The organism is Rhodanobacter sp. DHB23, from assembly GCF_014842975.1.
Classification (GTDB): Bacteria; Pseudomonadota; Gammaproteobacteria; order Xanthomonadales; family Rhodanobacteraceae; genus Rhodanobacter_A.
Genome location: NZ_JACYXK010000025.1, coordinates 208700 through 232444, shown reverse-complemented (window position 1 = coordinate 232444; position 23745 = coordinate 208700). Strand labels below are relative to the sequence as shown.

The 23745-nt window shown below is 70.2% G+C and carries 7 protein-coding genes; 6 read left to right on the top strand and 1 reads right to left on the bottom strand.

Going from position 1 to position 23745, the window contains the following annotated elements:
* The first annotated feature begins 30 nt into the window (after nucleotides 1–30).
* Entirely contained in the window at nucleotides 31–2358 is a 2328-nt protein-coding gene (locus IHE47_RS08075) for a DUF1631 family protein (protein ID WP_192105378.1), read from the top strand.
* Complete coding sequence (locus tag IHE47_RS08070; RefSeq protein WP_192105377.1) at nucleotides 2355–2684, top strand: PilZ domain-containing protein; 330 nt, start codon at nucleotides 2355–2357, stop codon at nucleotides 2682–2684. The genes IHE47_RS08075 and IHE47_RS08070 overlap by 4 nt, the downstream gene beginning before the upstream one ends.
* A 177-nt stretch (nucleotides 2685–2861) precedes the next feature.
* Here IHE47_RS08070 and IHE47_RS08065 read toward each other — a convergent pair whose 3' ends face one another.
* On the bottom strand, nucleotides 2862–4484 hold the full coding sequence (locus tag IHE47_RS08065) for a tryptophan halogenase family protein (protein WP_192105376.1): 1623 nt from the start codon (nucleotides 4482–4484) through the stop codon (nucleotides 2862–2864).
* Nucleotides 4485–4741: 257 nt separating this feature from the next.
* Between IHE47_RS08065 and pepQ the strand changes: the two genes are divergently transcribed.
* The 4 genes from pepQ to IHE47_RS08045 all read left to right on the top strand — a co-directional run bounded on the left by pepQ (nucleotide 4742) and on the right by IHE47_RS08045 (nucleotide 23685).
* The gene (pepQ, locus tag IHE47_RS08060) at nucleotides 4742–6061 is read left to right on the top strand and encodes a Xaa-Pro dipeptidase (protein ID WP_192105375.1); all 1320 of its coding nucleotides are present in this window, start codon (nucleotides 4742–4744) and stop codon (nucleotides 6059–6061) included.
* A gap of 104 nt (nucleotides 6062–6165) precedes the next feature.
* A complete protein-coding gene (locus tag IHE47_RS08055; RefSeq protein ID WP_192105374.1) occupies nucleotides 6166–6840 on the top strand; it encodes a response regulator transcription factor in 675 nt (224 codons plus the stop codon).
* Entirely contained in the window at nucleotides 6840–8696 is a 1857-nt protein-coding gene (locus IHE47_RS08050; protein ID WP_192105373.1) for an ATP-binding protein, read from the top strand. The genes IHE47_RS08055 and IHE47_RS08050 overlap by 1 nt, the downstream gene beginning before the upstream one ends.
* Before the next feature lie 406 nt (nucleotides 8697–9102).
* The gene (locus tag IHE47_RS08045; protein ID WP_192105372.1) at nucleotides 9103–23685 is read left to right on the top strand and encodes an autotransporter-associated beta strand repeat-containing protein; all 14583 of its coding nucleotides are present in this window, start codon (nucleotides 9103–9105) and stop codon (nucleotides 23683–23685) included.
* Nucleotides 23686–23745: the final 60 nt, after the last annotated feature.

The following is a 23745-nucleotide window of genomic DNA, read 5'->3' as shown; positions in this document are numbered from 1 at the left end:
GCCGCGCAGGGGAATCATCGGGAAAGCGTCATGGACGCAGAGCACCGCAAACCACAAGCCACCAACGCGACAGGCGGACCGATCCGCCCGCGCTGGCCCGCGCGCACGCAGCGCCTGCTCAACGTGATCGGGCCGCAGTGCGCGCAATGGCTGGAACCCGCGCTGCAACAGTGCCTGGACCGCTTCGACAAGGAGCTGTACCAGATGGCCGAGCACGCGCGCAGCCACGCCGCCCAGCAGCAATGCATCGACAGCCGCGCGCAGCTGCAGATGCAGCGCCCGGCCTTCATGCAGGCCTATGCCGACCACCTGCGCGACGGCTTCGCGCGCCTGGGCGAAGTCGAGGAAAGCGACGACACCGCCCGCATGCACCAGCCGCTGCGCCTGCTCGAGCTCAGCGAACACGAACTGCTTGCCGCGCTGGACAAGCTCGCCGCGCGCGGCGAGGCGCACCATGGCCAGCTGCTGACCGAACTCTCCTACCGCTTCGCCGTGCTGGTCGGCGCCGCGCCGCTGGAAGGGGCGGCCCTGCCGATCGGACCGGTCGGGCTTGCCGAAGCCCTGCGCGTCGCCATGGGCACGCTGGACCTGCCGTCGGAGCACCGGCAACTGCTGTTGCAGACCTTCGAACAGGCGCTCATCACGGCGGCGGAGCCGCTGTACACGGTGGTCAACACCCTGCTGCTGGACGACGGCCTGCTGCCGCAACTCCGCCCCTACGCCCCGCCGCGTCCCGCGCCCGGCGCGCGCACCACGCCCGGCGGCGAAACGTCCGCTTCCACCGGCGCGGAAAACCACGGCGCGCCGCAGGCGCCGATCACCGTGCTGGAAACCCTGCGCGACCTGCTCTCCCAGCGCCGCACCGGCGGCGGCGGTGGCGTCGCCGCGGGGCAGGCCGCCTCGCCGGACGAACTGCAGACCGCGCTGGGCGCCCTGCAGCAGCACTTGGCCCAGGTCACCGACAACGCCAGCCGCGAGCTGCGCAGCGCCCAGCGCCTGCGCGAGGAACTCCTGCTGCAACTCAACGCCGGCAAACCCGCGGGCGCCGTGCCGACCCGGCTCAGCCCCGAGCAGGACGATACGGTGGAACTGATGGCGATGCTGTTCGAGCAGCTCGGCAAGCAGTTGCACGAAGGTCCCCAGGCCCGCTCCGTGCTCGGCGACCTGCAACTGCCGATGCTGCGCCTCGCCGTCACCGACCGCGACTTCTTCGACAAGCAGGAGCACCCCGCACGCCGCCTGCTCGGCGTGGTGGCCGACGCCGCCAACGACTGGCTGGACGGCACCGACGGCGATGCCGACCAGCAACTCACCGCCCGGCTCAACCAGCTGGTCGAGCGCGCGCGCAGGGAGCCGCCCAGCGCCGGGCTCTACACCAGCCTGCTGGCCGACATCGAGCACCACCTCGCTCAGCTGAGCCGCCGCGCCCAGACCTCCGAGCGCCGCCATGTCGAGGCCATGCAGGGCCGCGAGCGACTGGACCTGGCCCGTCATCGCGCCAGCGAGCTGCTGGCCGAGCGCTACGCCGAGAACCCGCCGCGCGGCCTGCTGCGCACCCTGCTCGACCGCGCCTGGTCCGACGTGCTGGCGCTCGCCGTGTTGCAACACGGCGAAGGCAGCCCCCTCTTCATGCAGCGCCTGCGCGTCACCGACGAACTGCTGGGTCGCCTGCCCACCGACGATCCCGGCCTGCTGCGCCGCGAAGTCCAGGCCGGCCTGCAGCAGATCGGCATGCACGCCGAGGAAGCCAGCCAGGTGGCGCTGCGCCTGATCGGCGAAGGCACGGTGGAAGCCACGACCGCCACGCCGCCTGCCGCCGTGCCGTCGCCGCCGGGTGGCGCCGCCGCCCGGGACACGCCGGCAGTGGAGACGCATGCGCCGGCGACCGCCGCGCCGCCGGCGCATGCCGCGGAACTGCCCAGCGCCACCGACCTCGCGCTGCGCCTAAAGCAGCGCCAGCGGCTGGGCGAGTCGACGCAGGGCAAGCACGCCGCGACGTCGGACGACGGCCACGAACCGCCGCTGGGCCCGCAGGAAGCGCGCATCCACAACCGCCTGCGCCAGTTGCCCTACGGCAGCTGGTTCGAATTCACCGACCGCGCCACCGGCCAGACCAGCCGGCGCAAGCTGGCCTGGTTCTCGCCGGTCACCGGCAAGAGCCTGTTCATCACCCGCCGCGGCCAGCGCAGCGAGGAAATGAACCTGCGCGACCTGGCCCGCGCCATGGCCAGCGGCGAGGTGCGCGAAATGCCGGCGCAACGCGACGGCCTGCTCGACCGCGCCTGGCATTCGCTCACCGGCAGCCTGCTGCGCACCACCCGACCTTCCCCGGCCAAGCAGCCCGGAGCCCGCCCATGAGCACGCGCGACCAGCGCCGCGCACCGCGCAAGCCGGTCGATGCCGGCATCGTGGCCATCGACACCATCGCCGAGCAGCCACTGGGCAACGTATGCAACGTCTCCGCCAGCGGCCTGCTGCTGATCGGCGGCCGCGAGCCGCGCAGCGAGGGCATCTACCAGGTGCGCATCGCCCTGCCCGACGCCGGCGGCCACGTCGAGCTCGGGCTGCAGGAGCAATGGCACGAGCCCGCCGCCAGCCCGGGGCAGTTCTGGGCCGGCTACCGCATCATCGCGGTCGGCAACAGCCATGGGCAGTTGCTGGAGCGCTGGCTGCGGCAGGGCTGAGGGTCGGCGCCCCGCCCTTTTGCGCCCCAACCCCCGTTTGTAGGAGCACCCTGTGCGCGAATGCTTTTGGTGAAGCACCCGGGAAACCTGAAGCACATCGCGGCTGAAGCCGCTCCTGCCGCGGAACAATGAAGTCATCCGTCCAGCGGCGAACCCCTTTGTGGACAATGCCCGTCGTCACCACAGGTACAACTGCAGCGAGGATTCCGTGGGCCGGGGCGGGATGTCCGCGAGCAGGGCGCGGTGTTCGGGGAAATTCGCGGCGCTGCGTTCCAGCAGGTTGTCGATCGCGGCGAGGTTGTGGCGCAACCTGCCGGGCGACGCGGCGGGCGTCCCGGGCATGTCCGGGAACAGGCCCATGCCGGCCAGCAGGCAGTACCACGACATCGCCGGGTAACCGCGGCCGTAGCTGCCCTGCTGCAAGCCGCCCACGATGGGACGGCTGGACAGCCAGGTGCGCAGCAGGCGCTGCAGCGGCTGCGACAGGTTGACGTTGGCGGCGTTGGCGCGCCAGTAGTCGGTGTCGGTGCGCGTGTTGGTCTTGTAGTGCGTGACGACGTAGTCGCGCGTGCCTTCGAAACGGTCGTTGATCGCGTCGTTGAAGGCGTCCTGCGCCTGCTCGCCCAGGTCGCCTTTCTCGAGCGCCTTCACCAGCATCGACGCGGTGCGCTGCACGAACAGCAGGGCGGTGGCCTCCAGCGGCTCGATGAAGCCCTGCGCCAGGCCGATCGCCACGCAGTTGCGGTTCCAATGCTTGGTGACGCGTCCCACGCGCATGCGCAGGTGGCGCGCGGGCGTGGGATCGTCGAGCAGGCCGAGGTGGACGCGCATCTCGGTCTCCGCCTCGTCCGGCGAGCAGTGCGCGGTGCTGTATACGTAGCCGTTGCCCTGGCGGTGCGCCAGCGGGATCTTCCAGATCCAGCCATGGCGCAGCGCGGTGGACACGGTCTCGCCATGCAGCGGGCGTTCGCGGTAGCCGTCGGCGGGCGACGGCATGGCGACCGCGGCGTCGTTGAACAGGTTCTCGGCGAACGACACGTACGGCGTCTTCAGCGCCTTGCCGATCAGCAGCGAGGCGAAGCCGGTGCAGTCCACGAAGAAGTCCGCCGCCAGCGTCCCGCCGCCGTCCAACTGCAGCGCGGCGATGTCGCCCTGTTCGTTCAAGGTCACTTCGTTGACGTGGCGGGAAACATGGCGCACGCCGCGCTCCACCGCCTTCCTGCCGAGGAAGGCGCCGAGCAGGGTCGAGTCGAAGTGGTAGGCGTACCACACGTCGAACGGGAAATCGTGCCGCGGCCGCGGCCCCAGGCCCTTGCGCGCCAGCCGGTCGGCGATGAAGTAGCGGTCGGGGTGGGCCTCCACGTCCTCGCCTTCCAGCCGGCGATGCACGTTGTCGATGAACTGCGTCATCGTCATGTTGTCGAGCATCGACGCGAACGGATGGAAGTAGCTCGCGTAGCCCGGCCGGGTGCTCCAGCCGTCGAAGCGGATGCCGTTCTTGTAGGTCGCGTTGCAGGCGGGCATCCATTCCGATTCCTCGATGCCCAGCCCGTCGAAGAAGCCGCGCAACCACGGCGTGGAACCCTCGCCCACGCCGATGATGCCCACCTGCGGCGACTCCAGCACCGTCACCTGCAGGCGCGGGCCGTAGTCGGAATTGGCCAGCAGCAGCGCCGTCATCCAGCCCGCCGTGCCGCCACCGACCACCACGACGTGCTTCACCGGCGGCTCGGCCTCGGTGCGCGGGCCGGGGGCGTAGGGCGTGATGTTCTCGTTGAAGACGGTGGCGACGTCGGCCATGCAGACTACCTGCTTGAGCGGGTGAGTGAAGCGCCTGGGAAACTCGGGCCTTGGCCTTGCCTGTCATTCCGGCGAAAGCCGGAATCCAGTTTCTGTGAACCGCCAAAGCCAAAGGCACTGGATTCCGGCTTTCGCCGGAATGACGGGCAAAAGCCAAACGCCCCTAGCGTAAAGCGTGCAGATGTTCCACGAAACGGCCAGACGCGTTTCCGCCGCACGTTACACTTGCACGCCGCCCAACCCACGCCGGAACCCGCATGAACGCGTCGCTTGTCCCGCTCTACACCGCGCACCTTGCCACCTTGCGCAAGCACGCCGATGCAGCACTGGCGCTGGGCGGCTTCGACCACCTGCTGGTCGCCGCGGGCACGCCACTGGGCAAGTTCCTCGACGACCAGGACTACCCCTTCGTCGCCAACCCGCACTTCAGGCACTGGCTGCCGCTGGCCGACGCGCCCGGCAGCTGGATCGCCTACACGCCGGGCGCGAAGCCGAAGCTGGTGTTCGTGCAGCCACGCGACTACTGGCACGTGGTGCCGGAGGCGCCGCACGGCTACTGGGTGGAACACTTCGACATCGTCACCGTGCGCAGCGCGGCGGAAGCCGTGGCGCAGTTGCCAAAGGGACACAGCGCGGTACTCGCGCCGGCCTGCCCCGCCATCGACGGCGTCACGGCCAACAACCCGCAGGCCGTGCTCGACTACCTGCACTGGCACCGCTCGTACAAGACGCCCTACGAACTGGCGCTGATGCGCGAGGCCAGCCGCATCGGCGCGCGCGCCCACCGCGCGGCGGAAGCCGCGTTCCGCGCAGGCGAAAGCGAATTCGGCATCCACCTCGCCTACCTCGCCGCCGCGCGGCAGACCGACGCCGAACTGCCCTACGCCAGCATCGTCGGCCTCAACGAGCACGGCGCGGTGCTGCACTACATGCACTTCGACCGCACGCCGCCGGCCGGGCACCGCTCCTTCCTGATCGACGCCGGGGCCAGCTGCGCGGGCTACGCCAGCGACATCACCCGCACCTACGCGGCGCACGGCCACGCCGGGTTCCAGGCGCTGGTCGAAAGCATGGACGCCGCGCAGCAGGGCTTCGTGGCCAGGGTGCGCGCCGGCCAGGGCTATCCCGAACTGCACATCCACGCCCACCACGTGATCGCCGGCGTGCTGCGCGAGCACGGCCTCATCCGCATGAGCGCCGAGGGCGCGGTGGAATCCGGCGTCACCAGCGCGTTCTTCCCGCACGGCCTCGGCCATTCCATCGGCCTGCAAGTGCACGACGTGGCCGGCTTCCAGCAGGGCGAACACGGCGGCAGCATCCCGCGCCCTGAAGGCCATCCGTATTTGCGCATGACCCGCGTGCTGCAGCCGGGCATGGTGGTGACCATCGAACCGGGCCTGTACTTCATCGACATGCTGCTGGCCGGACTGCGCGACAAGCCGGTCGCCGCCGACATCGACTGGGCCAGGGTGGACGCCTTCCGCCCCTACGGCGGCATCCGCATCGAGGACGATGTGGCCTGCACCGACGGCGCGCCGGAAAACCTCACGCGCGATGCCTTCGCCCGGCCCGACTGAAGCACGCCGGGCCGCGGCCTCGCAGGCAAATGCCAGGCCGGCCACATGAAGCTGCGACGCGATCCACGCATAATGGATCCACCGAGCAGAGCTGGATGCAGGGAATGGCGACGACCGACGGAATCGAACTCGACCCGGCGCTGATCGTGGAGGACGACACCGCGACGCAACGGCGCCTCGCGCGCCTGCTCGGCGGGTTGGCCGGCGGCGGCGTGCAGGCCATCGACACCGCCGCCAGCATCGCCGGGGCCAGGGCGCGGATCGCGCTGCAGGTGCCCCGCCTCGCCCTGGTCGACATCGGCCTGCCCGACGGCAACGGCATCGAGCTGATCGGCTGGCTGCATGCACATCACCCGCAGGTGACGACGGTGGTGATCTCGGCCTGGGGCGACGAGGAGGTCGTGCTCGCCGCCCTGCAGGCCGGCGCGATCGGCTACCTGCTGAAGGAACGCGAGGACGTCGAGCTGGAACTCGCGCTACAGAACATCCGCCGCGGCGGCGCGCCGATCGACCCCTTCGTCGCCCGACGCATCCTGACCCTGCTGCCGGCCGCCCAGCCCGCGGCGACCGCGAACGGCGACGAGCATGCGCTGTCCGACCGCGAGACCGAGATCCTCAACCTGGTGGCGCGCGGCCACAGCAACCGCGAGATCGCGGAATTGACCGAACTCTCGCGCTTCACCATCGAGGACTACACCAAGAAGATCTACCGCAAGCTGGCGGTCGGCTCGCGCACCGCCGCCGTGTTCGCGGCCAAGTCGCGCGGCCTGCTGCGTTGATGGCGCGCTGGCGCGTCGCGTTGCTGCTTGGCCTGCTGGCGCTGCTGGCCGCCTGCGCGCGGCAGGGAACGGACGAATCGCCGGCGGCGCGGATCCGCACGCTGCAGCAGGCCGAAGCGGCGCCCTCCGGCTGGAACGCCGACGCGCCGCCCGCCACCGGCTGGGTGCCGGTGCAACTGATGGACTACTGGAACAAGCGCTGGCCGCGGCACGATGGCGTGGTGTGGTACCGGCTGCACTGGAACCAGGCCGATGCGGATGCGCCGATCGGCCTGCTGCTGGACTACGTCTGCATGGCCGACGAGGTCCGGGTCAACGGCAGCCTGGTCCATCGCGATGCGCACCTGGTCGAACCGCTGTCGCGCAGTTGGACCGTGCCGCAGTACTTCCTGCTCGACCGCCCGCTGCTGCGCGCGGGGGACAACACCCTGCTGGTGCGCGTCTCCGGCCTGGCCGCCTACCAGCCCGGCCTCGGCACGGTCAGCATCGGCGACCCCGCGACGGTCCGTGCCGGCTACCGGCGCGCGATGTTCTGGCGCTTCGACATCCACCTGTTCAACTTCGCCTTGAGCGCGGTGCTGGGCGTGCTGTTCCTGATGTTCTGGCTGTTGCGCCGGCGGGAAACGGTATTCGGCTGGTACGCCCTCACCACCCTGTTCGGCGCCGCCTACGCCTGGAACTTCGTGGCCACCAGCACCTGGCCCCTGGCGGGCACGGATGCCTGGGAGGGGATGAACGCCGCCATGTTCCTGGCCTCGGGCACCACGTTCTGCGTGTTCCTGTTGCGCTTCTGCGGGCTGCGCTGGCGGCGGACGGAAACCGTGCTGCTGCTGGCCACCATTGCGGCGCTGCTGATGGCGCTGTCCACGCCGCACGCCATGGGGGCGTGGCGCAACCTCTGGATCGTGCCCACGATCGCACTCGACTACGCGGCCATCCTGGCCTTCCAGTGGCATGCGGCGCGCACGCCGCGCGCCGACTTGCGCGTGCTGGCCGCCTGCCTGGCGGCGCCCGTGCTGGTATCGCTGGTCGATATGCTGGTCTATTTCGAGGTACTCCCCGCCAGCAACAACGACCTGGGCGCAGTCACCTCGCCGCTCACCCTGGTCGGCATGGGCTTCGCGGTGGCCTGGCGCTTCAGCGCCGCGATGCGCCGCGTCGAAAGTTTCAACGTCGAGTTGCGCCATGAGGTGGACGTGGCCACCGCGCGGCTGTCCGACACGCTCTCGCGCGAACACGCACTGGCGCTCGACAACACCCGCATCGGCGAACGCCTCAACCTGGTGCGCGACCTGCACGACGGCTTCGGCGGCAGCCTGCTCGGCGCCATCGCCGCGCTGGAGCAATCCCCGCCCGCGCCGGAAACCGCGCGCACCGTCGCCACCCTGAAGGAACTGCGCGACGACCTGCGCCTGGTGATCGACACCACCACCCACGAGCAGGACACCGACCTCGCCGGCCTGCTGGCGACGCTGCGGCACCGCTGGAGCCAGCGCCTCGACCTTGCCGGCATCGACAGCCGCTGGCGACTCGACGGCCTGGACGACTGCCACCTCGGCGCCGCCCGCAGCCTCGACCTGCTGCGCTTCCTGCAGGAGGCGCTGACCAACGTGCTGAAGCACAGCGCCGCCCACCGGGTCGACGTGCGCGTGCAGCGCGATGGCGACCGCCTGCGCGCGGAAGTGCGCGACGACGGCCGCGGCTTCGACCCGGCCAACCACGGCGCCGGCGGCGCCGGCATGGCCAGCCTGCGCCACCGTGCCGCGCGCATGGACGGCCGGCTCGCCATCGAAGCCGGCCCCGGCCAGGGCGCCGCGCTGCGGCTGGACGTGCCACTGGCGCAAGACACCCGCTGATCCCCGCTCCCGTCGGGAGCGGGTGGCGCCAGCCGGGTGAGGGTCCGGGCGGAGCGAGTCGTTGACGACATGCACCGGACGTCGGCCATGCGCTCCGACCTGACACTCACTCCCAGCCACCCGGAGGGTGAAGAGCAACACCCCCGATTTCGGGGGTATGCGCCCGCACCCGCGCCAACTAATAATGCAGGCGCACCGTTCCGTCTCCACGAACGGGACGACCACTCATTCCGACACGCAGCAGGGGGCTCCGTGTTCCATCCCGTCCATGCCATCCACGGCCAGCCGCGCCCGGGTTGCGCGCGGCTGGCCGCGTCGTTGTGCCCGGGGCCACGCACCAGGCGCAGCGCCTGACCCCCGCAGCTTCCATTCCACGCCGCACAAGTACCACCACAAGGGCACCACCATGAACCGCATCTACCGTCTGGTCTGGAACCGCGCGCTGCGCGTGCTGCAAGTCGCCTCGGAGTTCGCGCACTCGCAGGGCGGCGCGGCCACGGGTGAAGGCACATCACCGCTGCGCAGGCATCCGCTGGCGATGGCGCTCACCTTGGTGTTGACTGCGGCATTGAGCGTGGTTGCGCCGCAGGTGGCGGCACAGGTGCCGCCGATAGGTGGGCAAGGCGGTGCAGGTGGCAACAGTGGCGGTACCCCCAGTGGCTCGGGTGGAGCCAGTGGCAGCGGCGGCGGCGCCTACCGTTCCAACGGCAACTCTTCCACCAGTGGCGTCGGTGGTAGTGGTGGCATTGCCCTAGGCTATTATGGGAAACCTGCCGCCAACGGCGGCACCGTTGGCACCACACTCTCCGGCACTCAGGCCCTGAGTTCGAGCCAAAGTGGCGGCGCGGGTGCTGCGGGTGCAACAGTGAGTGGCACATATGGCTACGGCGGCGGCGGCGGCGGTGCCGCCGTCTATGTGTCCGGCGCCGGCTCCCTGACCATCAACAATGGCGTCACCCTCAGCGGCGGCCACGGCGGCGCGGGCGGTAGCGGCTTCTATGCCGGTGGCGGTGGCGGTGGCGGTGATGGTGTGCTTTTCAGTGCTGGTGGCACCATCATCAACAACGGCACCATCAGTGGTGGCAACGGCGGTGCTGGTGGTGCTAGTGCTAGTGGTGGCGGTGGTGGCGGTGGTGGCGGCGGCAGCGGCATTGCCGGTGCTGGCCTCACCATCACCAATTACGGCACCATCAACGGTGGCTCGGATGGCGCAGGCGGCAGCGGGCCACACCCTGGCAGCGCCGGCAGCAATGGCGACGCCATCCTGTTCACCAGCGGCAGCAACACGCTGACGCTGGAGTCGGGCTCGGTGTTGAACGGCGCGGTGGAGGTGACGAACATTGCCACGGCCACCATCGACGTGGCTGCCAGTGGCTTGAACCTCTCCGGCGGCACGCTGGGCAACAGCGCGTTGATCACCAACGGCGTAACCACCATCGACACCGGCCTTGCCGGCACCAGCACCACCATTTCCGGCGTGATCAGCGGCAGCGCCCCGGGCGGCGGCGCGCTGGTGCTGACGGACAGCGGCACGTTGACGTTGAGCGGCACGAATACCTACACCGGCGGCACCACCATGACGGGTGGCGGCACGCTGGTGTTCGGCAACGACAGCGCGCTGGGTACGGGTGCGCTGGAAGTCGCCAGCAATGTCCAGCTGGACGCGAGTGCCACCGTATCCATCGCCAACGCCATCCTGATCCTCAATTCCGATGCGCTGACCGTGCTTGGCACGAACGACCTCACGCTCAGCGGCGTGATTTCGGGTGGCGGTGCCGCCGGGTTGACCAAGAACGGGCTTGCCACGTTGACGCTGGCCGGTGCCAACACCTACGCCGGCGGCACCTACCTCAATGCGGGCGGGTTGGTGCTCGACACCAACACTGCGTTGAGCAGTGGAGTGTTGTACGCCCACGTCATCGGCGGCGGCACGGTGACGTTGGATACCGACGCCCCCGGTTTGAGCATCGGCAACGACATCTACGTTTTCAACACCACCACGCTGGACGTGCTTGGCTCGAACGACCTCACGCTGAGCGGCACGATTTCCAATGGCGGCGCGTTGATCAAGGATGGCGTATCCACACTGACGCTCAGCGGTACCAACAGCTACACCGGTGGCACCACGATCAATGCGGGCGCGATTGCGATTGCCGCAGACGACAACCTCGGTGGCAGCACCAGCGGCCTCACGCTCAACGGCGGCACGCTGGAGAACATGGCGGCGATGACCAGCGTCCGCACCATCACGCTGGGTGCCAACGGCGGCACGTTGGAGACGGATGACGACATGACGCTGGATGCCGCCATCAGCGGCACGGGCAGCCTGACCAAGACCGGCACTGGCACGCTCACGCTCAACGGCAGCGTTGCCGACGGCACCAACAGCTACAGCGGCGGCACGTATATCGACGGCGGCACGGTGGTGATCACCAGCGACGCCAGCCTCGGCGTGGCATCGGGTGGCCTCACGCTCAACGGCGGCACGCTGGAGTACGACGGCGGCAACATCGTTGCCTCCACACGCGCGGTGACGCTGGGCAGCCAAGGCGGCACGTTCGACATCACCAACAGCTTTGGCAGCATCGACTTGACGGGCGTGGTGTCGGGCACGGGTGCGCTGACCGCCACCGGCCCCAGCACGCTGGAGCTGGACAATGCCAACAACAGTTATGCGGGTGGCACTTTCATCAACGGCGGTGCCGTGGTGTACGTGGCCGCCGATGGCGCGCTGGGTTTGGCTTCGAGCAGCATCACGATCAACGGCGCGTGGCTGAGAACGGCGGACGGTTTCAGCTCGGGGCGCAACATCCTGGTGGGCGGCGGCGGCGCGTATCTGACCATTGACGCCGGCGCAACAACGCTTTCGGGCACCATCGACGAAGAACTTGGCGTTACCAACAGCACCGTGAATCTGGCGCGGGGCAGCGGCACGCTGGTCTTCACCGGCACCAGCACGGGGCCGCAGTGGATGTTGCAGGGCGGGCAATCGCTGGAGCTGGCCGGCATCATCACGCCTGATTCGCCGAGCACGACTCCCGCCATCCTCCTCACCGGTGGCGGCAACACGCTCACGCTGGACAGCGGTTTCAGCCTTGGCGGCAACGTGACCAGCATGCCCAACGGCACCAGCGGCGACACGCTGGCGCTGGGCGGCACGGTCAATGGCACGTTCGACACGTCGGCGATCACCAGCACGGCACCGGCGTGGACGGGCACGCCGGAGTTCTACGGCTTTGCCAGCTACGCCAAGACCGGCAGCAGCACGTGGACGGTCACCGGCAGTGGTGCCGCCATGACCGGCACGTGGACGATCAGCAGCGGCATGCTGCAAGTGGGCGACCTCACCGGCGATGGTTCGCTCGGCACGGGCGACATCATCAACGACGCCGCGCTGGTGTACGACAACACCGGCAACACCACGGCTGCCAACAACATTTCGGGCACGGGCACGCTGACGCAGGAGGGCGCGGGCACGCTCACGCTCACGGGCAACAACAGCTACGGCGGCGGCACTTACCTCACCGGCACCAGCGGCAACCCGGGGCGCCTGATTGCGGAGAGCGACACCGCGCTGGGCACCGGCGCGGTGAACGTGCAGCAGTATGGCCAGCTCCAGTTCCAAAGCCCCGGCAACGATACCAACGGCAACCCCATTGAGGTGAGTGCGGGTAGCCTCACCATCAACAACAGTACCGACACCAGCAACACGGGCGTCGTCTTTCTGCAAAACACCGACGCTGGCACGGCCGCCATCATCAACACCAGCGGCACCACGGTGTTTTCCTCGGGCAGCAGCGCGGCCAATGCCACCATCACCAACACCCAGGGGTTTGGGGCCTTTGGCGTCATCTTCGAGCCGGGTTCCACCGCTGGCAGTGCCAGCATCACCAACAGTGCTGGCGGCTGGACGTTGCTGCAAGGTGCCGATGCCGGCACGGCCACGTTCACCAACAGCTACAGCAGCGTTGCGCCCGGCAATATCACCAACCCGAACAGCTACGCGAGCGGCATGATCGACCTGGGCGGTGCGGTTACCGCCAGCAATGCCACCATCATCAACGGTGCCAACAGCGCAGTGTTCATTTCAGGTGCCGGGCCGGGTGCCAATGCGGCGACGTCGATCGGCTCGTTGTCTGGCGCGGGCAACGTGCTGCTGGGTGCCAATTACGACAACAGCAACAGCACCTACGACATTCCGTTCAACCTGACCCTCGGCGCGTCGAACCAGAACGACACGATCAGCGGCGTGATTACCGACGACGTGGACATGGCGAACCTGGCCTCCACGACCGCCGCCAGCAACGGCGACGGCATCATCAAGGTGGGCACGGGCACGCTGACGCTTACCGGCATCAACACCTATAGCGGCGGCACCACGATCAGCGGCGGCATCTTGTCGGTGGCGGCGGACGACAACCTCGGCGCAAGCACGGGCGGCCTCACGCTGGGCGGCGGCACGCTGGAAAACACGGCGGCGTTCACCACTGGCCGCAGCATCACTCTGACGGCTGACAGCACCTTGCAGACGGATGCCAGCCTTGAGGTGGACGGCAGCATCAGCGGTGGCTACGCGCTGACCAAGACCGGCAGCGGCACGCTCACGCTCACCGGCAGCAACAGCTACGCCGGCACCAGCCTCGACGACGGCGAGATCGACGTGGGCAACGCCTCGGCACTGGGCAGCGGCACGGTGGCGATGGCGCAGGACACCACGCTGGGCTTTACCACGAGCGGCCTGACGCTGGCCAACGCCTTCACGTTGACCGGCGACCCGACTTTCGACGTGGCCGCCGGCAACACCGAGACGGTCAGCGGCGTGATTTCCGACACCGATCCGACCACGCCCGGCATCGTGGAAAAAACCGGCGGCGGCACGCTCGAGCTGACGGCCAACAACACGTACAGCGGCGGCACCACGCTCAGCGCTGGCACCTTGGTGGCGGGCAGCCAGTCCAACTATGTGACGGCGACGCCGTTCGGCTCCGGCACGGTGACGATGGCGGCGGGCACCACGCTGGGCTTCGACTCCACCCTGTTCTTCGGCGACACGCTGGCCAATGCGATTTCGATCACCGGGCCGGCCACGCTCGATGCGCAGGTCAACGGCCAGTACACGATCAGCGGCGCCATCACCGGCACGACCGGCGCGGTCGACATCACCGGCGGCGGCGGCCTCACGCTGTCGGGCAACAACTCGTTCGGTGCCGGCCTCGACGTGCAGGCAGGCTACGTGACGCTGACCGGCAGCAACACCGGCGACATCACCATCGGTGGCTTCACCCAGTACGGCGCGACGTCGCTGACCGTCGGCAACGGCGGCACCTCGGGTTCGATCTCGGGCGACGTGGTGGACAACGGCTATCTGTATTTCGAGCGCAGCGACAGCCTGACCTACAGCGGCACCATCTCCGGTACCGGCGGCGTGAACGTGAGCATGGGCACGACGGGCGTGCTCACGCTCGACGGCACGAACACCTACGACGGCAGTGGCCTGGGCAGCGGCATCGCGGCCACCCAGGTCGCCAGCGGCACGCTGGATGCCACGCCGGGTGCGCTGGGCACGGGTCTGGTATCGGTGTCGGGTGGCGGCTCCATCAATGCGAACACCGGCCTGATTTCCGGCGCAGGCGCCGCACTGAACATCGCCGGCACCGGCAGCTTCACCAACGACGTCACCAACACGGGCAGCAGCAACGTCAAGATAGTCATCCCGATCATCCCCGGCATCTTCAACCTCACCACCTACGAAGGCACGCCATACGGCGGCACCATCAACTTCGGCCAGGGCGTGACGCTGGGCGGCGCGAGCCAGTCCATCGTCAATGGCTTCGTGGCGGATGTGGGCGGTATCAGCCTGCCCGCCACGCCACCGGCAGGCTTGACCATCGTCATCAGCAACGGCGCGATCAGCGGTGGCACGGCCTCGTTCAACGGCAATGCCGATGCGGGCAGTGCGAGCATCGAGAACGGCATGACCATGTCAGGCACGTTCAGCGGCATTCCCGGCCTCAACAACCCCACCACCATCGAGCTCGACACGGACACGCTGAGCGGCGGCACCCTCATGTTTGCCGACAGCTCCACCGCCGATGCGGCGCATATCCACAACGGCATCTCGATCAGCGGCACGCTCAGCGGCATCGGCAGCGCGACGGGCGACATCAACGCGCTCACCAACAGCACCTTGCAGGGCGGCACGCTGGCGTTCGGTACCGGCACCAGCGCGGGCAGCGCCAGCATCGACAACAGCCTCGATGTGAGCGGGCTGAATGGCGGCCTCGGCAGCCCCAGCAGCAACGGCGGCACGCTTTCCGGCGACACGGTGCTGGGCGGCAACGTCACGTTTGCGGGCACGGCAAGCGCGGGCTCGGCGACCATCGACAACGGCACGAACCTCGGCAGCTTCCTGACCGGCCTCAACACGGACACGGTCACCATTTCCAGCAACACGATCGGTGGCGGCAACATCACGTTCAGCGGCACATCGAGTGCAGGCAGCGGCACGTACGACAACGGCCTGAGCACCACCGATGCCGGCATCTCGGTGGTCACCAACGGCACGATCACCAACAACACCATCCGCGGCGGCACCATCACGTTCGCCGGTTCGTCGGACGCGGGTACCGCCACGTTCGACAACGGCGTGACGCTCAACGGCGCGACCACGGGCACGCTCACCGGCAGCAACGGCAACGTGATGCAGGGCGGCACCGTGTACTTCAACGGCAGCTCGACCGCAGCGAACGCCACGGTGAACGACGGCTTCGGCGGCATCCTGGACATCAGCGGGCATACCGGCACGCTGGCGCTCGGGCAGGTTTCCGGCGACGCCGCCAGCAGCATCCTGCTCGGCGGCAACATCCTCGAAACCGGCGGTCTGGGCGGCAACACGACGTTCGCCGGCGTGATCGCCGATGGCGGCAACAACGGCGGCACGGGCGGCGGCCTCACCAAGGCCGGCACCGGCACGCTGACGCTGGACGGCAGCAACACCTACACGGGCCTGACCGAAGTGGCCGGCGGCACGCTGCTGGTGGGCGATGCCTCCAGCCCCACCGCCTCGATCGCCGGCAACGCGCAGGTGGACAGCGGCGCGACGCTGGGCGGCCACGGCACCATCGTCGGCAACGTGAACGTGCTGGCCGGCGGCATCGTCGCGCCGGGTGGTTCCATCGGCACGCTCACCGTCAACGGCAACTTCACCGCCGCGCAGGGCAGCGTGCTGGACTACGAGCTGGGCGCGCCCGGCGCGAACCTGCAGACCGCCGGCACCGGCGACCGCATCGTGGTGGGCGGCAACCTGACCTTGAACGGCGCCACGCTCAACGTCACCGATGCCGGTGGCATGGGGCCGGGCCTGTACAACATCTTCAGCTACAGCGGCACGCTGACGGAGGCCAACGGCGGCCTCACGCTGGGCACCACGCCGGCCGGCCAGATACTGTCCCTGCAGACCCTGTCGAACCAGATCAACCTGATCGACAGCAGCGGCGTGGTCCTGGCCGTCTGGAACGCCAACGGCCTGGCATCGGCGACGCAGATGGGCGGCGGCAGCGGCACGTGGTCGACCACCTCGGCCAACTGGACGGACGCCGCCGGCACCGCGCCGAACGGCGCGATGAGTCCGCAGCCCGGCTTCGCCGTGTTCGGCGGCGCCGCCGGCACGGTGACGGTGGCCGGCACGGTGTCGGCCACCGGCATGCAGTTCGTTTCCAGCGGCTACACGCTGACCGGCGGCACGATCAACCTGATGGCCGGCACCGGCGGTGCGACCCCGGTCGTCAACGTGGGCGACGGCAACAGCGCCGACGCATCGATCACCGCAACGGTGGCCGACGTGATCGCCGGCACGGCGGGCCTCGACAAGACCGACTACGGCACCCTGGTGCTCACCGGCGCGAACACCTACACCGGCGGCACCACGATAGGTTACGGCACCCTGGCGCTGGGCGCGGGCGGCTCGCTGGCGGCCACGGGGGCGGTGACGCTCGCCGGCACTGGCACGACGTTCGACCTCGGCAACGCGGGCGCGAACGAAACCATCGGCGCGCTGGACGGCGTGGCCGGCTCCACCGTCAACCTCGGCGCGAACGGCCTGACCTTCGGCGACGCGACCAGCACGACGTTCGCCGGCGTCATCGCCGGCTCGGGCGGCATCACCAAGCAAGGCACCGGCACGGCGACCTTGAGCGGCGCCAACACGTTCACCGGCGGCACCACCATCGATGCCGGCACGCTGGCGATCGGCGCAAACGGCAGCCTCGCAAGCACGGGCGCGCTGAACCTCGCCGCCGCCGGTGCGGCGTTCGATATTTCCGCCGCCTCCAGCCTGAACACCGGCATCGGCTCACTGAGCGGCGTGGCGGGCAGCTCGGTGGCGCTCGGCGGCAACACGCTGGTGATCGCCGGCTCCGGCAACACGACCTTCAGCGGTTCGATCAACGGCACCGGCGGCGTGAAAAAGGCCGGCACCGGCACGCAGACCCTGGACGGCGCCAGCACCTACGGCGGCGGCACCACCCTCGCCGGCGGCGAGCTGATCCTGGGCAACGACGCCGCGCTGGGCACGGGCGCGTTGACGGTCGCCGGCTCGCCCACGCTGGATGCGAACAGCGCGCTGACCATCGGCAACGCCATCACGATCGACAGCAACCTGGATGTGCTCGGCTCGAACGCGCTCACGTTCGGCGGCACGATCTCGGGGGCGGGCGCGTTGACCAAGGACGGCGCCGCGACCCTGACGCTCACCGGGGCGGACACGTTCACCGGCGGCACCGTCGTCAACAGCGGCACGCTTGCACTGGGCGCAGGCGCGTCGCTGGCATCCACCGGGGCCGTGCTGATCGACAGCAGCGGCGCGACGTTCGACATCAGCGGCGCGGGTGCGAACGAAACCATCGGCGCGCTGCAAGGCGCCAGCGGCTCGATCATCAAGCTCGGCGGCAACAGCCTGGCCTTCGGCGACGCAAGCAGCCAGACCTTCGCCGGCAGCATCAGCGGCACGGGCGGCATCACCATGCAGGGCACCGGCACGGAGACCCTGACCGGTGCCAATGCCTACACCGGCGGCACCACGATCAGCGCGGGCGCCCTCGTGGCCAGCACGGCCAGCCTGCCGGGCAACGTCATCGACAATGCCATGCTGGTGTTCAACCAGGCCGGCAACGGCACCTTCGCCGGCGCGATCTCCGGCAACGGCGGCGTGACCAAGAGCGGCGCGGGCGCGCTGGTCCTCGACGGCAACAGCGGCACCTTCACCGGCACCACCACCGTCGCCACCGGCACGCTGGCGGTGGGCGACGCGTCCACGCCGACGGCCATGCTGGGCGGCAACGTCACCGTAGCCAGCGGCGCCACGCTGGCCGGCCACGGCACGATCGGCGGCAACGTGTCCGTGCTTTCCGGCGGCATCGTCGCGCCGGGCGGCTCCATCGGCACACTCACCGTCAACGGCGACTTCGCCGCCGCACAGGGCAGCCTGCTGGATTACGAGCTGGGCGCGCCCGGCGCCACGCTGCAGACCGCCGGCACCGGCGACCGCATCGCCGTGGGCGGCAACCTGACCCTGGACGGCGCCACGCTCAACGTCACCGACGCCGGCGGCATGGGCGCCGGCCTCTACACCGTGTTCACCTGGGGCGGCACGCTGACCGAGAGCAACGGCGGCCTCGCGCTCGGCACCACGCCGGCCAGCCAGATACTGTCCCTGCAGACCCTGTCGAACCAGATCAACCTGATCGACAGCGTCAACCTCGCCCTGGCCTTCTGGAACGCCAACGGCCAGGCGTCGGCGACGCAGATGGGCGGCGGCAACGGCACGTGGTCGACCACCTCGGCCAACTGGACGGACGCCGCCGGCACCGCGCCGAACGGCGCGATGGACCCGCAGCCGGGCTTCGCCGTGTTCGGCGGCGCGGCGGGTACGGTGACGGTGGACGACAGCGCCGGTGCGGTGCAGGCCACCGGCATGCAGTTCATCAACAGCGGCTACACGCTGACCGGCGGCACGCTCACCCTGGTGGGCAGCGGCGGCGCGGCCCCGGTCGTCCGCGTGGGCAACGGCAACAGCGCCGGCGCGGCTATCACTGCGACGATTGCCGACGTGATCGCCGGCAGCGCGGGCCTCGACAAGACCGACTACGGCACCCTGGTGCTCACTGGCGCGAACACCTACACCGGCGCCACCACCATCAGCGGCGGCACGCTGGCGCTGTCCGGCGCGGGCAGCATCGCCGCTTCCTCCGGCGTGGCCGACAACGGCACGTTCGACCTCAGCGGCAGCACGGGAGGTGCCTCCATCGCCTCGCTGTCCGGCACCGGCGCGGTCGCCCTCGGCGGCCAGTCGCTGACGCTGAGCCTCGCCGGCGACAGCTTCGGCGGCGTGATCGGCGGCAGCGGCGGCCTGGCGCTCACGGCCGGTACCGAAACGCTCACCGGCAGCAACACCTATACCGGCGCCACCACCATCAGCGGCGGCACGCTGGCCTTGTCCGGCACGGGCAGCATCGCCGCTTCCTCCGGCGTGGCCGACAACGGCACGTTCGACATCAGCGGCAATGCGAACGGCGCCTCCATCGCCTCGCTGTCGGGTACTGGCACGGTGACCCTCGGCACCAAGTCGCTGACGTTGAGCCACGCCGGCGGCAGCTTCGGCGGCGTGATCGGCGGCAGCGGCAGCCTGGCGCTCACGACCGGCACCGAAACGCTCACCGGCGCCAACACCTACACCGGCGCCACCACGATCAGCGGCGGCACGCTGGCGCTGTCGGGCACGGGCAGCATCGCCGCTTCCTCCGGCGTGGCCGACAACGGCACGCTCGACCTCAGCGGCACCGCGAACGGCGCCTCCATCGCCTCGCTGTCGGGCACCGGCGCGGTCGCCCTCGGCGGCCAGTCGCTGACGCTGAGCCTCGCCGGCGACAGCTTCGGCGGCGTGATCGGCGGCAGCGGCGGCCTGGCGCTCACGGCCGGTACCGAAACGCTCACCGGCGCCAATGCCTACACCGGCGGCACCACGATCAGCGCGGGCACCCTCGTGGCCAGCACGGCCAGCCTGCCGGGCAACGTCATCGACAACGCCATGCTGGTGTTCAACCAGGCCGGCAACGGCACCTTCGCCGGCGCGATCTCCGGCAACGGCAGCGTGACCAAGAGCGGTGCGGGCACGCTGGTCCTCGACGGCAACAGCAGCGCCTTCGCCGGCAGCACCACGGTGGCCAGCGGCACGCTGGAAGTGGGCGATGCGACCACGCCGACCGCCACGCTGGGCGGCAACGTCACCGTAGCCAGCGGCGCCACGCTGGCCGGCCACGGCAGCATCGGCGGCAACGTGTCCGTGCTTTCCGGCGGCATCGTCGCACCGGGCGGTTCCATCGGCACGCTCACCGTCAACGGCGACTTCGCCGCCGCACAGGGCAGCGTGCTGGATTACGAGCTGGGCGCGCCCGGCGCCACGCTGCAGACCGCCGGCACCGGCGACCGCATCGCCGTGGGCGGCAACCTGACCCTGGACGGCGCCACGCTCAACATCACCGACGCCGGTGGCATGGGCGCGGGCATCTACACCCTGTTCACCTGGGGCGGCACGCTGACCGAGAGCAACGGCGGCCTCGCGCTCGGCACCGTGCCGGCCGGCCAGACCGTCGCCCTGCAGACCCTGGCGACACAGAAGGAGATCAACCTGGTCGACAGCACCGGCCTGACCCTGGCCGTCTGGAACGCCAACGGCCAGGCGTCGGCGACGCAGATGGGCGGCGGCAGCGGCACGTGGTCCGCCACGTCGGCCAACTGGACGAACGCCAGCGGCACCGCGACCAACGGCGCCATGCAGCCGCAACCCGGCTTCGCCGTGTTCGGTGGCGCGGCGGGCACGGTGACGGTGGACGACAGCGCCGGCGCGGTGCAGGCCACCGGCCTGCAGTTCGCTTCCAGCGGCTACACGCTCACCGGCGGCACGATCACGCTCGTCGGCAGCGGCGGCGCGGCCCCGGTCATCCGCGTGGGCAACGGCACCAGCGCCGGCTCGACGATGACCGCGACGATCGCCGACGTGATCGCCGGCACTGCGGGCCTCGACAAGACCGACTACGGCACCCTGGTACTCACGGCCGCGAACACCTACAGCGGCGGCACCACCCTCGGCGGCGGCACCCTGGTCCTGGGCAACGACGGCGCGTTGGGCACCGGGGCGTTGACGGTGGCCGGCGCGGCCCGGCTGGATGCGGACACGGCGGTGGGCATCGCGAACGACATCGCGCTGGACAACAACCTGGACGTGCTCGGCTCGAATGCGATCACGCTCGGCGGCACGATCTCCGGCACCGGCTCCTTGAGCAAGGACGGCGCCGCGACGTTGACGCTCACGGGCGCGGACACGTTCACCGGCGGCACCACGATCAACGCCGGCACGCTGGCGCTGGGCGCAGGTGCCTCGCTGGCGTCCACCGGGGCCGTGGCCCTGGGCAGTGGCGCGACATTCGACATCAGCGGCTCAGGCCACGCCCAGGCCATCGGCGCGCTGAGTGGCGCCAGCGGTTCGGGCATCGACCTCGGCGGCAACGGCCTGGCCTTCGGCGACTCGACCAGCCAGACCTTCGCCGGCGCCATCACCGGCATGGGCGGCATCACCAAGCAAGGCGCCGGCACCGAGACGCTGGCCGGCGTGAACACCTATACCGGCGCCACCACGATCGCCTCGGGCACCCTGGCGCTGTCGGGCAGCGGCAGCCTCGCTGCTTCCTCCGGCGTGACCGACAACGGCACGCTGGACATCAGCGGCAGCACGGGCGGCGCGTCCATCACCTCGCTCGGCGGCAACGGCGCGGTGAACCTCGGCAGCCGGACGCTCACCCTGAGCAACGCCGGCGGCAGCTTCGCCGGCGTGATCGGCGGCAGCGGCGGCCTCACCCTGGCCGGCGGCACGGAAACGCTCACCGGCGCCAACACCTACACCGGCGCCACCACGATCGGCGGCGGCACGCTGGCCTTGTCGGGCAAGGGCAGCCTTGCCGCTTCCTCCGGCGTGACCGACAACGGCATGCTCGACATCAGTGCCAGCACGGGCGGCGCGTCCATCACCTCGCTCGGCGGCAGCGGCGCGGTGAACCTCGGCAGCCGGACGCTCACCCTGAGCAACGCCAGCGGCAGCTTCGCCGGGGTGATCGGCGGCAGCGGCGGCCTCGCCGTCACCGGCGGCAGCGAGACGCTGACCGGCGCGAACACCTACACCGGCGGCACCACGATCGGCGCCGGCACGCTGACGGCCAGCGCGGCGAGCCTGCCGGGCAACATCACCGACAATGCGGCGCTGGTGCTCGACCAGGCCGGCGACGGCACGTTCGCGGGCGCGATCTCCGGCAACGGCAGCATCGCCAAGAGCGGCGCGGGCAGCCTGATCCTCGACGGCGACAGCAGCGCCTTCGCCGGCACCACCACGGTGCAGGCCGGCACGCTGGAAGTGGGCGATGCGGCCACGCCGTCGGCGATGCTGGGCGGCAACGTCACCGTGGCCAGCGGGGCGACGCTGCGCGGCCACGGCACGATAGCCGGCGACGTCAGCAACAACGGCACCGTGTGGGCCGGCGGCTCCGTCGGCACGCTGACGATAGGCGGCAACTTCACCCAGGGCGCCGGCGGCGTGCTGGAGGCGGAGATCACGGCGACCGGGCAGGCCAGCCTGCTGGCGGTCAACGGCACGGCCACCCTGGCCGGCGGCACCCTGGTGCTGGCCGACAGCGCGGCCGGCCTGGCGTATGGTCCGACCTTCACCATCCTCACCGCCACCGGCGGCGTGAGCGGAACGTTCGCCAGCCTCACCACCAACTTCGCCTTCATCAGCCCGACCCTGGTCTACGCGGCCAATGCGGTGGAGCTCTCCCTGCCGCGCAACGCCGTCGCCTTCCCCGACGTGGCGCTGACGGCCAACGAGCGCGCCGCCGCGACGGGCACGCAATCGCTGGGCCTCGGCAACGCGGTGTACGACGGCGTCCTGATGCTGGACGTGCCCACCGCACGCCACGCCTTCGACCAGCTCAGCGGTGAGATCCACGCTTCCGTCCGCACCGCGATCGCCGACAACGACCACTACGTGCGCGACGCGATCAACCAGCACCTCGCCGGCCAGGGCAACGACGCGAACGGCCTGAACGTGACCGATGCCGACGGCGTCACCGCGTGGACGTCCGCCTGGGGCCACTGGGGCAGCCACGACGGCGACGGCAACGCCTCGACCATGGACGGCAACGGCAGCGGCCTGCTGTTCGGCGTGGACATGCCGGTGGGCGGCGAGGCGCGGCTCGGCGCGGTAATGGGCACGGGCGAAGGCAGCACGCGCATCGACGCGCTGGGCTCCGACGCGCACACCCTCGACCAGCACCTCGGCATCTACGGCAGCGCGCAGACCGGCGCGCTGCTGTGGCAGGGCGCGGCGATCTACGGCTGGCAGAAGGTGGACACCCACCGCAGCATCGGCTTCGGTTCGTTCGACGGCACCGCCGACAGCAGCTACCGCGCGCGCACCACGCAGGCCTACATCGACGGCAGCCTGCCCTTCGCGCTCGGCAACACCGTGCTGGCGCCATTCGCCAACCTGGCGGTGGAGCGACTCGGCACGCCCGCCGTGCGGGAGAACGGCACCCCGGCCGCGCTGGACGTGGCCGCGCAGGACAGCACCGTCGGCTACGGCACGCTGGGCCTGCGCGCCAGCTTCGACCTCGGCGCGGCGAACCACGGCCTGCATGCCCACGCCAGCCTGGGCTGGCAGCATGCCTGGGGCGACGTGTTGCCGGTGGACACGATGCGCTTCGCCAGCGGCGGCGACAGCTTCGACATCGCCGGCACGCCGGTGCTGCGCAATGCCGGCGTGGCCAACCTGGGCATCAGCTTCACCATCGCGCCGGACGTGTCGGTGGATGGCACCTGGCAGGGCCAGTTCGGCAAGCAGGCGCGCGACCAGTCCGGCCGCATCAGCCTGGACTGGAAGTTCTGATCGTCATGCACCGCCCGGCGCGGTCCGCCGGGCGGTGCGGCACGCATCCCTTCGCCAACC